Origin of the sequence: Achromobacter spanius (assembly GCF_029637605.1) — a bacterium.
In the GTDB taxonomy this organism is placed as follows: domain Bacteria; phylum Pseudomonadota; class Gammaproteobacteria; order Burkholderiales; family Burkholderiaceae_B; genus Achromobacter; species Achromobacter spanius_E.
Window position 1 is genome coordinate 1,400,117 of the sequence record NZ_CP121261.1, and the last position, 12,423, is coordinate 1,412,539.

10 protein-coding genes are annotated in these 12,423 nt (G+C 63.4%); 6 read left to right on the plus strand and 4 right to left on the minus strand.

The annotated features are described in order from the left end of the window. Positions 1-37: 37 nt before the first annotated feature. The 5 genes from P8T11_RS06110 to P8T11_RS06130 all read left to right on the plus strand — a co-directional run bounded on the left by P8T11_RS06110 (position 38) and on the right by P8T11_RS06130 (position 4,996). Positions 38-742 carry a c-type cytochrome gene (locus P8T11_RS06110; RefSeq protein WP_268077779.1) on the plus strand — a complete coding sequence of 235 codons (705 nt, stop codon included), beginning with the start codon at positions 38-40 and terminating at the stop codon, positions 740-742. After that, complete coding sequence (locus P8T11_RS06115) at positions 739-1,683, plus strand: c-type cytochrome (protein WP_268077778.1); 945 nt, start codon at positions 739-741, stop codon at positions 1,681-1,683. Before P8T11_RS06110 ends, P8T11_RS06115 begins: the two co-directional genes overlap by 4 nt. Positions 1,684-1,797: 114 nt before the next feature. Next, entirely contained in the window at positions 1,798-2,430 is a 633-nt protein-coding gene (gene gmk, locus P8T11_RS06120; protein ID WP_268077777.1) for a guanylate kinase, read from the plus strand. A gap of 45 nt (positions 2,431-2,475) precedes the next feature. Then, positions 2,476-2,679, plus strand: a complete 204-nt coding sequence (gene rpoZ, locus P8T11_RS06125; RefSeq protein WP_006219679.1) for a DNA-directed RNA polymerase subunit omega — start codon at positions 2,476-2,478, stop codon at positions 2,677-2,679. Between the two features lie 22 nt (positions 2,680-2,701). Beyond that, positions 2,702-4,996, plus strand: coding sequence for a RelA/SpoT family protein (locus P8T11_RS06130; RefSeq protein ID WP_100855892.1), 2,295 nt, complete (start codon positions 2,702-2,704; stop codon positions 4,994-4,996). 82 nt (positions 4,997-5,078) lie between these two features. On the opposite strand, the gene glnQ is transcribed toward P8T11_RS06130, so the two are convergent. The 3 genes from glnQ to glnH form a co-directional block, all read right to left on the minus strand. Further along, the gene (glnQ, locus tag P8T11_RS06135) at positions 5,079-5,807 is read right to left on the minus strand and encodes a glutamine ABC transporter ATP-binding protein GlnQ (RefSeq protein ID WP_268077776.1); all 729 of its coding nucleotides are present in this window, start codon (positions 5,805-5,807) and stop codon (positions 5,079-5,081) included. Further along, positions 5,804-6,460 carry a glutamine ABC transporter permease GlnP gene (glnP, locus tag P8T11_RS06140; protein WP_050446898.1) on the minus strand — a complete coding sequence of 219 codons (657 nt, stop codon included), beginning with the start codon at positions 6,458-6,460 and terminating at the stop codon, positions 5,804-5,806. Before glnP ends, glnQ begins: the two co-directional genes overlap by 4 nt. Before the next feature lie 97 nt (positions 6,461-6,557). Beyond that, a complete protein-coding gene (gene glnH / locus P8T11_RS06145) occupies positions 6,558-7,310 on the minus strand; it encodes a glutamine ABC transporter substrate-binding protein GlnH (protein ID WP_268077775.1) in 753 nt (250 codons plus the stop codon). A 167-nt stretch (positions 7,311-7,477) separates the two neighbouring features. Between glnH and P8T11_RS06150 the strand changes: the two genes are divergently transcribed. Next, positions 7,478-8,512, plus strand: coding sequence for a C45 family autoproteolytic acyltransferase/hydolase (locus P8T11_RS06150; protein WP_268077774.1), 1,035 nt, complete (start codon positions 7,478-7,480; stop codon positions 8,510-8,512). Positions 8,513-8,757: 245 nt separating this feature from the next. Here the strand turns inward: P8T11_RS06150 and P8T11_RS06155 are convergent, their stop codons facing one another. Then, a complete protein-coding gene (locus tag P8T11_RS06155) occupies positions 8,758-12,384 on the minus strand; it encodes a hydantoinase B/oxoprolinase family protein (RefSeq protein WP_268077773.1) in 3,627 nt (1,208 codons plus the stop codon). Between the last annotated feature and the right edge of the window lie 39 nt (positions 12,385-12,423).

The following is a 12,423-nucleotide window of genomic DNA, read 5'->3' on the forward strand; positions in this document are numbered from 1 at the left end:
ACCCAAAATCCAATAACGAGCTACGGAGCAGGCAGCCATGACCCCACGGTCCTTTCGCGCCACGCTGCTGTCAGGTCTGCTGTGCGCGACGCTTGCGCACGCGCAGGACGCGCCTGACGGCAAACAAATCAGCATTCAAGGCGCGAACGGCGCCCCCGCCTGTATCACCTGTCACGGCGCGCACGGCGAAGGCAACCCCGCCGCGGGCTTTCCGCAACTGGCGGGTATCGGCGCCCGGTACCTGGCGGAACAACTGGAAGCCATGGCAAATGGCTCGCGCGTAAGCCCCATCATGGCCGCGACAGCCAAGGCCCTGAGTCCCGCGCAGCAAGACGCCGTGGCCCGCTATTACGCAGGGCTGCCCTCGCCGCTCAATACCGACCGCCTGGCCGCGACGGCCATGCACCCCGTCAAGCCGGCCGACACCGGCGCCTGGCTGGCCACGCGCGGCGCCTGGGACAAGAACGTACCCGCCTGTAATCAGTGCCACGGGCCAGGAGGAATCGGCGTAGGCGAAAACTTTCCAAGCCTGGCGGGCCAACCGGCCGCCTATATCGCCGGCCAGTTGCGCGCATGGCAACAAGGCCAGCGCCCGCCCGGCCCCTTGGGCTTGATGCCCGCCGTGGCTACCCGCCTGACCGATGCGGAAATCGACGCCGTGTCGGCGTACTACGCCGGCCTGCCCGCCGCCGCGGACCTCGTCGCCACGCAATCGCCCGCCAACCAGGGGAAGAAGCCATGAAGCGCTATTCGATTTCCCGCGCGGTGCGTGGGGCCGGGTTCGCCAGCGCCCTGTTCACGTTGTTCTTCGCGCCTTTCGCCACCCACGCGGCCGACACTCGCCCCACCTTCACGCCACCGTCCGCGGCCTCGTTGCCGGACACCGAATTCGGCAAGATCGTGCGCCAGGGCGAACAGATCTTTCTGCATACCCCGCAAATGGCGGGCAAGTTCGTAGGCAATAACTTGAACTGCGTGAGTTGCCACCTGGATGCCGGACGCAGGCCCGATTCCGCGCCGATGTGGGCAGCCTACGTGCTCTATCCGGCCTATCGCGCCAAGAACGAACACGTCAACACGCTGGCTGAACGCCTGCAGGGCTGTTTTCGTTTCAGCATGAACGGCAAGGCCCCGGCGGCGGACGATCCGGTCCTGACGGCATTGCAAAGCTATATGTTCTGGCTGGCCAGCAAGGCGCCAACGGGCGTGGCGTTGCAAGGCCAGGGTTACCGCAAACTACCCGCGCCCGCACAAAAGGCGGACTACGTGCGCGGCAGCGAAGTCTATGCGCAGTACTGCGCGGTATGCCACGGGGCCCAAGGCCAGGGGCAGAAGAACGGCAAGCACTGGGTCTTTCCGGCGCTATGGGGCGCCGACTCGTTCAATTGGGGGGCTGGCATGCACCAGATCGGCAACGCCGCCGGCTTCATCAAGGCCAACATGCCCTTGGGCCAGGGGGGCATGCTGAGCGATCAGGAAGCCTGGGACGTGGCCTACTTCATGAATGCGCACGAGCGTCCACAAGACCCGCGCTACACCGAATCGGTTGCGGCAACACGCGCCAAATACCATGACTCGGACGATTCCCTATACGGCATCGAAGTCAATGGCCATCTGTTGGGTAGCGACGCTCCCCCGCCGGGCGGCACGCTGATCCAGGCGAAAGCCAAACCCGCGGGTTGAGTCACATCAACCCGAAGGACATGAAAAAACATGCGGCGCGGCATCGGGTTTTCCCCTGCCGCGCCGCGTGATTTGCTAGACTTCCGGTCTTAGCATCACACGCCGGTCATATTCATGCACGCCAACCCCGGAAACGTCTTCATGGTCGTCGCGCCCAGCGGCGCGGGCAAGTCCAGCCTGGTGAAGGCCTTGCTTCAGCAAGACCCTTCCATCGAACTTTCCATCTCCTGCACCACGCGCGCGCCCCGGCCCGGCGAAGAAGATGGCCGTGAATACCGCTTCGTTTCCACCGAAGACTTCAGGCAGATGCGCGACGCGCAGAATTTGCTGGAATGGGCCGAAGTGCATGGCAATTTCTACGGCACGCCGCGCGACCGCATCGACACCGCCACGCGCGAAGGGCGCGACGTTCTGCTTGAAATCGATTGGCAAGGCGCACGCCAGGTAAAACAGCGTTTCCCGGGGGCAATCGGCATTTTCGTGCTGCCGCCGTCGATTGATGAACTGGAAAACCGTTTGAAGGCGCGCGGCCAGGATGAACCACAGGTGATCGCGCGCCGGCTGATGGCCGCGGGCGGTGAAATCGCCCACGCGCCAGAATGCGAATATGTTATTATTAATCAAGAATTTAGCGTAGCCTTGTCGGAACTGATACAAATAGTCAGTGCCGCGCGGCTGCGTTTTTCGTCTCAGGCCGCCCGGCACGCTCAGTTGTTCTCGCAACTTGGCATCCCCGCCGAGCACTGAGCCGACTGCATTCTCTCCAATAATCCATCAGCACCAGGTGTCCTAATGGCTCGCATTACCGTTGAAGACTGTCTGAATCAAATCCCCAACCGTTTCAAGCTCACGCTGGCCGCGACGTATCGCGCCCGCGAGTTGGCGCAAGGCCATGCCCCGCGCCTGGACAGCAAAGACAAGCCCACGGTCACTGCTCTGCGCGAAATCGCGGGCGGCCTAACCGGCGTGGAAATGCTGCGTAAAGTTCCCACCTGATACTCTCCGGGGGGCGGCAAGTATGGCTTTTCCCGGGCTGAAGTACGCTTCATCTGGTCTGCTTGCCGCGCTACGTGCCGGCTCCCGTCTTGGGCGCCGCACGGGTAAGAAAAGCAAGAACCTCGCTACGCCACCGTCCGTCGCTGCACAAGAAGCGGCGGACGCAACTGCTTCGCCGGTTGCTTCGCTGGCGCCGCTGACCGAAATCATCGGCAGCTATCTCGATCCCAAAGATGTAGAACGTGTGCGCGAAGCCTATCGCTTCGCAGATCAGGCGCACCTGGGCCAGTTCCGCGCCAGCGGTTCACCCTACATCTCGCACCCCATCGCCGTCACCGAAATCTGCGCAGGCTGGAAGCTCGACGTCAACGCGTTGTCGGCCGCCCTGCTGCATGACGTGATGGAAGACCAGGGCATCGCCAAGCACGAGCTTGCCGAACGCTTTGGTCCTGAAGTCGCCGAGCTGGTTGACGGCCTGTCCAAACTGGACCGCCTGGACTTCGCCACGAAGGCCGAACAACAAGCTGAAAGTTTCCGCAAGATGCTGCTGGCGATGGCGCGCGACGTGCGCGTCATTCTCATCAAGCTGGCCGACCGCTTGCACAACATGCGCACGCTGGACGCGGTCAACCCCGAAAAGCGCCGGCGCATCGCCCGCGAAACGCTTGACATCTATGCGCCCATTGCACATCGCCTGGGCCTGAACCTGCTGTTCCGCGAACTGCAAGACCTGTGCTTCGCGGCCATGTACCCGAACCGCTATCAGGTGCTGTACAAGGCCGTGCTGGCCGCGCGCGGCAATCGCCGCGAAGTCATCACCAAGATTGCCGATTCAGTGCGGGCGTCTCTGCCCGCCGCCGGTATTGAAGCCGAAGTCACGGGCCGCGAGAAAACGCTTTATGGCATCTACCGCAAGATGGTGGACCAGAAGAAGTCGTTTTCCGACGTGCTCGACATCTATGGCTTTCGGGTCATCGTTCATACCCTGCCCGAGTGCTATCTGGCGCTGGGCACGCTGCACCAACTGTATCGACCCGTACCCGGCAAGTTCAAGGACTACATCGCCATTCCCAAGGTGAACGGCTATCAGTCCTTGCACACCACGCTGGTCGGCCCCTACGGCACGCCGGTGGAATTCCAGTTTCGCACGCGCGACATGCATCACGTGGCCGAAGAAGGCGTGGCCTCGCACTGGCTGTACAAGGGCGCGGACCTGACGCTGAACGACCTGCAAAAGCGTACCCATCAATGGCTGCAGTCGCTGCTGGACATTCAAAGCCAGACGGGCGATTCCGGCGAATTCCTTGAACACGTCAAGGTCGATCTGTTCCCGGATGCCGTCTACGTGTTCACCCCACGCGGCAAGATCATTTCGCTGCCACGCGGCGCTACGCCCGTGGACTTTGCCTACGCCATCCACACCGACATCGGCAACCAGGCCGTGGCGGCCAAGGTAAATGGCGAGTTCGTTCCGCTGCGCACCGAGCTCAACAGCGGCGATACGGTGGAAATCGTCACCTCGCCCGCCTCGCGCCCGAACGCGCAGTGGCTCAATTACGTACGCACCGGCCGCGCGCGCTCTGAAATCCGGCACTACCTGCGCACCGTCAAGTACGAAGAATCGGTGGCGTTCGGTGAACGCTTGCTAAGCCAGGCCTTGCAAGAACTGCACATGCCGATGCCTGCCACCGATGACCCCGCCTGGCAGAAGTTGGCGCGCAGCACCGGCGCCAGCTCGCGCGAGGAAATCCTGGCCGATATCGGTCTGGGCAAACGCCTGGCCGCCGTGGTTGCCCGCCGGTTTGCGCCCGAACACCAATTGGTCGCCACTACGGCGGCGGCGGTGGACGAGCTGACTTCCGCGCGCAGCGCCCCCATTCTGATCCAAGGCAACGAAGGCCAGGCCGTGCAGTTGGCGCCCTGCTGCGGTCCGTTGCCGGGCGACCCGATCGTGGCGGGCATGCGCATGGGCCACGGCCTGGTGGTACACACCGCCGACTGCCCGGTGGCCATGCGCCAACGCCTGCGCGAACCCGAGCGTTGGATCAACGTGGCCTGGGACGCTCACACCGCCAAGCACCTGGCCACGCGCCTGGACATCATCACCCGCAACGAACGCGGCGTGCTGGGCCGGCTGGCCGCGGAAGTTACCGCGGCCGACGCCAACATCATGCACGTGACGATGCACGACGATGCGGTGTCCACGGTGTCCTTGCACCTGACCATTCAGGTCGACAGCCGCAAGCATCTGGCTCAGGTCATCCGCGCCATTCGCCATGTGCCGCAGGTGCAGAAGATCGTTCGGGTGAAAGGCTGACGCCATTGCTTCACAACCCGCCGCAGGGCACAAAAAAAACCAGCAACATGCTGGTTTTTTTACGCCATGACTGAATCGCGCCTCAGGTCACGTGCTGCAGGAAATCCTTCAAACGCTGGCTGGGCGGGTTGCTCAGTAGTTCAGCTGGCGGTCCATCGTGCGCGATTATTCCCGCGTCGATGAAGATAAGCCGGCTGCCGACCTTGCGCGCGAATTCCATTTCGTGGGTCACGACCACCATCGTCATGCCCTCTTCCGCCAAGTCCCGCATCACCTTCAGCACTTCGTGACGCAGTTCGGGGTCGAGCGCCGAGGTGGGCTCGTCGAACAACATCAGCTTGGGCTTGATGGCCAGGGCGCGGGCAATGGCCACGCGCTGTTGCTGGCCGCCGGACAGCTCCGCCGGGTAGTGGTGCATGCGTTCCGCCAAGCCCACCTTGTCCAGCAATTCCTCAGCCAGCTTGCGCGCTTCGCGACGCGGCTGGCCGCGCGTATGCACGGGGCCGAACATCACGTTTTCCAACGCGGTCATCTGCGGGAACAGGTTGAACTGCTGGAACACCATGCCGGCTTCGCGGCGGATCTCGCGCACCTGCGCCGTATCGCCCTTGACGCTCAAACCATCCACCAGCAGGTCACCGCCATTGATGGTTTCCAGCACATTGATGCATCGCAGGAAGGTGGATTTGCCAGAGCCCGACGGGCCGACCACCACCACGACCTCGCCCGCGTCGATATTCAGCGAAATGCCGTTCAGCACCATGGATTCGCCGAAGTTCTTGGTGACGTTATGAAATTCGACCATGCTCATAGTATGCGCATCCTTCTTTCCACCAGGTGCAGGCTCAGCGCCATCAGGCCGGTCAGGATCAGGTAGACGATCGCCACAGCGGACCAGATTTCAACAGCGCGGAAGTTACTGGCCATGATTTCTTGGCCCTGGCGTGTGAGTTCAGCCACGCCAATCACGATGAATAGCGACGAATCCTTCAAGCTGATGATGCACTGGTTGCCCAGCGGCGGGATCATGCGGCGAAACGCCACCGGTCCGATGATGTGGAACAAGATCTTGTGAAACGGCAAGCCCATTGCTTGCCCGGCTTCCTTCAGCCCCTTATGCACGGACAGCAGCGCACCCCGCACGATTTCAGAGATGTAGGCACCCGAGTTGATGATCAGGGTGACGATGGCCGCCCACTCGGCATCCACCCGGATATTGGCCAGCAGCGGCAAGGCGAAGTAGATGAACATCACCTGCACGACGATCGGCGTGCCGCGAATGACCGCCACATAAACTTGCGCAATCGCCGACAGGACGGGGTGCCCATAAGCCCGGGTCACGCCCGACAACGCCCCCAGCAGGAAACCGCCGACCAATCCCCAGAACGTGATCTTGATGGTCATCAGCGTACCCTCAAGCAGATTGGGTATCGCGTCTTGGATTACAGCCCAGTCAAATTCCACGGTAGTCCCCCCAAGGCGCCGTCATGCGCCGCATCATCGCGGCGCCGCCCGCTCACTTCATTGCGGACGGCGCCTGAAGCAATGCTATGCCCGGTGCTTACGGCTTCTTGCCGAACCACTTTTCATAGATGGCGTCGTACTGGCCGTTGGCTTTCAGCGTGGCCAAGGCCTTGTTCACCTGCGGGACAAGCTCGCTGCCCTTGGGGAAGGCGATGCCGTAGAAGTCGCCGCTCTTGACCGAACCGATCACCCTGACGCGGCCCTTGCCCGCCGTGTTGGCGTAGTACTGCACGTTGGGCGTGTCATGCACGGCGGCATCCACGCGGCCCGTGGCCAGTTCAAGATAGGCGTTGTCGATGTTGGGGAACAGCTTGAGCTTGGCGTCCGGCACCTGCGCTCTCAGGAAATCCACGGTAGCCGTACCGGTCTTGACGGCAACGGTCTTGCCCGCGAGGGACTTGGCGTCTTTGATGTCGGTGTTCTTGTCGCTGACCAGAATGGCCAGGCCGCTTTCATAGTACGGATCCGAGAAGTCGATGACCTTCTTGCGGTCGTCCCGGATCGTGATGCCCGCGAGCGCGGCGTCGATGTTCTTCGTTTGCAGGCCCGGAATGATGCCGTTGAAATCCATCGGCTGAAGCTTGTACTTCAGGTTGAGTTCCTTGGCGATGGCGGCCCAGAGATCCACATCAAAGCCCACATAGGTATTACCCTGCTTGAACTCGAACGGCACGAAAGCGGTATCGGTGGCCACCACCAATTCCTTGCCCTGGGCTTGCGCGCCGGACACGGCGCCGAACATGGCCACGGACAGGCCGACCAAGGCGGCGGCGACTTTACGTTTGATCATGAAACTCTCCTCGTGGGGACCGTCGGCTCCCCGGGTTGTTGTAGGGGCATGATTCCTTGGCGGCCCCGGGGTCTCCGGCAACCGCTTATCGGCGATCTTAACGCATGCGTCCCCACCCGGCAGAGCTTAGAAAAATTACAATCCGCATGACACCCCGGAGAATCCCCATGCCCTACAAATATGGACGCATTGCCGGAAACCGGCGCGAAGTTGGCCAGGCGCTGGGCAAACTGGCGCGCCCCATGATGTCGGCGTACCTGAATCAAAGCAGCACTTGGGAAGCGCTGCGGCGCTGGCGTGAGCACCCCTACGTGGATGAGCTGGGGCAGCAGGCCCAGGCGGCGCTACCGGAGATATGGGAAGAGCTCGAAGGGCTTGCCGACGGCCTGCGCATGCCCGTGAAAGACGTGCTGCTTTGGAATTGCCGTGGCGACTTGCTGCACAGCACCACCGACGGCTGCACGTCCGTTGCACTGAAAGGCGCGGACGGCACCCGCTGGATCGGGCATAACGAAGACGGCGACCCCTACTTGTATGGACGCTGCCATTTGGTTGATGTGGCCCTGGACGACGCGCCCGGCTATGTCAGCTTCTATTACCCGGGTTCGTTGCCCGGTCATACATTCGGCGCCAATCGGGCCGGCTTGGTGCAAACCATCAATAATCTGCGCACCCGCCTGCGCCAACCGGGCGTACCACGCATGTTCCTGGCGCGCGCGGTGCTGGACTGCGCGACGTTGGATGACGCCGTCGCCCTGCTTCAAGATCTGCCGCATTCCGGCGGCTTCCACCACATGCTGGGCAGCGCAACGGACCCACGCCTGATCAGCGCCGAGGCGGCGCCAGGATCGGTGTCCGTGATGGACATCGGCACGCGCTACGGCCACGCCAACCACATGGTCCACGCCAAAGCGCGCGAGCAGCCGCAAGTGATCACGGAATCATCGCGCGACCGCCAAAACCGGATCGAGGGCATCGTGGATGGCTGGTCGCCTGAAACCGGCAGCGCGGACATGCTGACCGCGCTGCACGACACGCTGGGCGCCCTGCCGATCTTGCGCACCGACGCGGCTGACCCGGACGGTGAAAATACCTTGGCGACCGCAATGTTTGAAATCCGCGACGACGAGGTCACGTTGCGGGTCTATGACCGCAGGAAAATAGCGGACATCGCGCTGGATGTGATGTCGGACCCGGAATAGCCGGTGATGGGTAGGATGGGTGTAGCGCGCACCGCCCTGAAACAGGGAATTGATGTTGAACGCGCGCAACCCATCAAGCGGTGATTGAGCTGTGGCTGAATCGGCCACAATCTCTGTGCCTGAATCCGCCACAAGCTCCATGGCTGATTTGGCCACACGGCCACCGCCGCCTGATGGGTTGCGCGCGTTGTGCGTCGGGGTTCTTGCCTAGAAGCTATCGCGCTTCACCCATCCTACGTACACCGTCACGCCTTGCCGTATCCTCCGCCGCCTGGGGTTTCAACCACGAATACGTCGCCCGGCTGCAATTGGGCGCTGTCTTGCGGGCCGAGTTCATCGATGGTGCCATCAACGCGCTCGATCGAGTTTCGGCCCATCGCGCCAGGCAGCCCGCCAGCCAGGCCGAACGGCGCGTAGCGGCGGTTGTTGGACAGGATGGCCGCCGTCATGGCTTCCAGGAAACGGATGCGGCGTACACCGCCCTCGCCGCCCAGGTACCGCCCGGCGCCGCCGGAACCCTTGCGGATTTCGTAGGACTCCAGTCGAACCGGGAAGCGGAACTCCAGCACCTCGGGGTCCGTCAAGCGCGAATTCGTCATGTGCGCCTGCACCACCGACGTGCCGGCGAAACCCTCGTCGTGCGGGCCCGCCGCGTCGATGCGTACCGGGCCCGCGCCCGTGCCGCCCGAGATGGTCTCGTAGTACTGATGGCGCGCGTTGCCGAAGGTGAAGTTGTTCATCGTGCCCTGGCTGGCCGCCAGCACGCCCAACGCGCCATACAAGGCGTTGACGATGCACATGGACGTTTCCACGTTGCCCGCCACCACCGACGCCGGCGGATTGGGCCGCAGCATCGAACCTTCCGGCAAGATGATCGATAGCGGCGCCAGGCAGCCGTCGTTCAGCGGGATGTCGTCATTGACCATGGTGCGGAACACATACAGCACCGCAGCCACGGCGATCGCACCAGGCGCGTTGAAGTTGTTGTCCAGCTGCGGTGACGTACCAGTGAAATCGACCACCGCGCTACGCGCCTGCGTATCCACCTTGACCGCCACGCGTATCACCGCGCCGTTGTCCAACGGGTATTCGTAGCTGCCATCCTTCAGCACCGAGATCACGCGGCGCACCGCTTCTTCGGCGTTGTCCTGCACGTGGCCCATATAGGCGCGCACAACGTCCAAGCCGAAGTGGTCGCACATGCGCAGCAACTCTTGCACGCCCTTCTCGTTGGCGGCTATCTGCGCGTGCATGTCGGCGATGTTCTGATCCGGATTGCGCGCGGGCCAGCGGCCCGAGCCCAGGATGTCGCGCGCGGCCTGCTCGCGGAATTCACCGTTCTTCACCAACTGGAAGTTGGTGAAGAGCACGCCCTCGTCTTCCACCGTTTTGGAATCGGGCGGCATCGAACCCGGCGTCGTGCCGCCGATATCCGCGTGGTGCCCACGCGAACCGACGTAGAACAGGATTTCGCGGCCAGCGTGATCGAACACCGGTGTAATGACCGTCACGTCGGGCAAGTGCGTGCCACCGTGATAAGGGTCGTTCACCACATAGGCGTCGCCCGGCATCATGCGGCCGGCGTTGGCGTTCATCACCGTGCGCACCGATTCACCCATGGACCCCAGGTGCACCGGCATGTGCGGCGCATTGGCGATCAAACGAGCTTGCGCATCAAAAATGGCGCACGAGAAATCCAGGCGCTCCTTGATGTTGACGGAGTACGCCGTGTTCTGCAGGCGGTAGCCCATCTGCTCGGCAATCGACATGAAGAGGTTGTTGAACACCTCCAGCATGACCGGATCCGCCTGCGTACCAATGCGACGCCGGTCCGCGCGCGCCTCGACACGCCGGATCACAAAATGGTCCTGCGCCGTCAGTTCGGCCTGCCAGCCGGGTTCCACCACGGTCGTCTGGTTGGGCTCTGAGATGATGGCGGGACCCGCCACCACGTCGCCGCCCGCCATGTCTTCGCGAACGTACAAGGGCGTGTCGCGCCATTCGCCCGCGCTGTACATGCTGACCACGCGGCGGGCCGCCAAGGCGCCCTCGCGGGTGCGCGACACCGACGCTTCGCCGACGCGCTCGCCGCCACCGGTGGCTTCCACCGAAATGGTTTCGACGACGAGTTCGCGGTTGGGCATCAGGAAGGAATAGCGCTGCCGATACGCGGCTTCGAAATCGCCACGCGCCTGCTCCAGGGTGGAAAAGGCAACTTCCAGCGCCGTATCCGTGCCCCGGTATTTCAAATGCAGGCGGCGCTGCACGCTGATGTCGCCATCCGGCACATGCTGGCGGCGAAGCTCGCCCACCGCCTGCCCGGCCAGCACATCCAGCTCGTCCTTCAACTCGCCCATCAGGTCGGCGTCCAGCACCTTTTCAACCGTCTTCTGGCGCATGTCGGTCTGGTCGGCCAAGCCCATGCCATAGGCCGATAGCACGCCGCCCAGGGGATGCGCGAACACCGTCGTCATGCCCAGCGCATCGGCCACCAGGCAGGCATGCTGCCCGCCCGCGCCGCCGAATACCGTCAAGGCGTATTCCGTCACGTCGTGGCCGCGCTGCACCGAGATGCGCTTGATGGCTTCCGCCATATTGCCGACGGCAATCTCCAGAAAACCTTCGGCCAATTGCTCCGGTGTCATCTCGCGGCCGGTGGCGGCGCGCACGTCGTCCGCCATGGCCGTGAAGCGCGCAACCACGGCGTCGCGATCCAGGGCTTCATTGGCCTCGGGGCCGAACACATTGGGGAAAAAGTCGGGCTGGATCTTGCCCAGCAGCACATTGCAGTCCGTCACTGCCAGCGGACCGCCACGGCGGTAGCAAGCGGGCCCGGGGTTGGCGCCCGCCGAATCCGGGCCGACGCGCAGGCGCGCGCCGTCGAAATGCAGGATGGAACCGCCGCCCGCCGCCACGGTGTGGATGCTCATCATGGGCGCGCGCATGCGCACGCCCGCCACCTGGGTTTCGAACTCGCGTTCGAACTCGCCCGCGTAGTGCGATACGTCGGTGGAGGTACCGCCCATGTCAAAGCCGATGACCTTGGGAAAGCCCGCGATTTCGCTGGTGCGCACCATGCCGACGATGCCGCCGGCCGGGCCGGACAGAATGGCGTCCTTGCCTCGGAAACGATGCGCGTCGGTCAGGCCGCCGCTGGATTGCATGAACATCAGGCGGATGCCCGGCAGTTCGCCCGCCACCTGATCCACGTAGCGCTTCAGGATCGGCGACAGATAGGCGTCAACCACCGTGGTGTCGCCGCGCGATACGAACTTGATCAGCGGGCTGACTTCGTGCGAAGCCGACACCTGCGTGAAGCCCACTTCGCGGGCGATGCGCGCTGCGCGCTGCTCATGGCCGGTGGCGTGCCAGGCGTGCATGAACACAATGGCCACCGCGCGGATGCCGCTGTCGTAGGCGGCTTGCATGCCCGCGCGCAAACCGGCTTCGTCCAGGTCGCGGATGACTTCGCCATCGGCTGCCACGCGCTCGTCGGCTTCGACGACGGATTCATAGAGCATTTCGGGCAGCACGACGTTGCGGTCGAACAGCCGCGGCCGATTCTGATACGCGATGCGCAACGCATCGCGAAACCCGCGCGTCGTCACAAGCAGCGTGCGCTCGCCCTTGCGTTCCAGCAAGGCGTTGGTGGCAACGGTGGTGCCCATCTTCACGCACTCAACCTGTTCGACCGGCACGGGCTGGCCGGGCGCCACGCCCAGCAGCTTGCGGATGCCGGCCACGGCCGCATCGCGGTACTGCTCGGGATTTTCCGACAGCATTTTCGCCGTGGTGGTCGTGCCATCGGGGCGGCGCGCCACGATGTCGGTGAAGGTGCCCCCACGATCGATCCAGAATTGCCACTTCTTCATGCGTGATCCTTGAAAACAAACGGCCACGGCGCGTGCCGC

Coding starts and splice junctions, on each gene's coding strand:
- P8T11_RS06110 (WP_268077779.1), top strand. CDS start 38: ATGACCCCACGGTCCTTTCGCGCCACGCTGCTGTCAGGTCTGCTGTGC.
- P8T11_RS06115 (WP_268077778.1), top strand. CDS start 739: ATGAAGCGCTATTCGATTTCCCGCGCGGTGCGTGGGGCCGGGTTCGCC.
- gmk (WP_268077777.1), top strand. CDS start 1,798: ATGCACGCCAACCCCGGAAACGTCTTCATGGTCGTCGCGCCCAGCGGC.
- rpoZ (WP_006219679.1), top strand. CDS start 2,476: ATGGCTCGCATTACCGTTGAAGACTGTCTGAATCAAATCCCCAACCGT.
- P8T11_RS06130 (WP_100855892.1), top strand. CDS start 2,702: ATGGCTTTTCCCGGGCTGAAGTACGCTTCATCTGGTCTGCTTGCCGCG.
- glnQ (WP_268077776.1), bottom strand. CDS start 5,807: ATGAGCATGGTCGAATTTCATAACGTCACCAAGAACTTCGGCGAATCC.
- glnH (WP_268077775.1), bottom strand. CDS start 7,310: ATGATCAAACGTAAAGTCGCCGCCGCCTTGGTCGGCCTGTCCGTGGCC.
- P8T11_RS06150 (WP_268077774.1), top strand. CDS start 7,478: ATGCCCTACAAATATGGACGCATTGCCGGAAACCGGCGCGAAGTTGGC.
- P8T11_RS06155 (WP_268077773.1), bottom strand. CDS start 12,384: ATGAAGAAGTGGCAATTCTGGATCGATCGTGGGGGCACCTTCACCGAC.